Origin of the sequence: Vibrio sp. 10N.222.55.C6, from assembly GCF_041473395.1 — a bacterium.
GTDB classification, from domain to species: domain Bacteria; phylum Pseudomonadota; class Gammaproteobacteria; order Enterobacterales; family Vibrionaceae; genus Vibrio; species Vibrio crassostreae_C.
In genome coordinates, this window is record NZ_JBFRSD010000902.1 from 1 (window position 1) to 331 (window position 331).

Genomic DNA, 331 nt, shown 5'->3' on the forward strand with positions numbered 1-331 from the left:
ATAAATACATCCGTTTTTATAGAGACAGACAATGCGCCAAAACCAGCCCTCATTACCTCAAGCTGACCAAACGCGAGCAGCAGATCATTAAGTTACTCGGTGATGGAGCATCTAACACTCAGATAGCAGATACCCTCTATGTCAGTGAGAATACGGTCAAAGCACACCTTCACAACACGTTTAAAAAAATCAAGGTGAAGAATCGCTTACAAGCTTTGATCTGGGTTAAGAACAACATTGCGACAAATGAGTTTGTCCAATAGACCTAACTCTCTGCCCTCAACCATAAACAGTCAATGCAGTTAGAATGTAGAAATCCCAAATACAAAAA

1 protein-coding gene is annotated in these 331 nt (G+C 40.5%); it reads left to right on the forward strand.

The features are described 5' to 3' along the window. On the forward strand, positions 1 to 263 hold a 263-nt coding region (locus tag AB4486_RS26780), incomplete at its 5' end, for a response regulator transcription factor (protein WP_372119809.1). Positions 264 to 331: the final 68 nt, after the last annotated feature.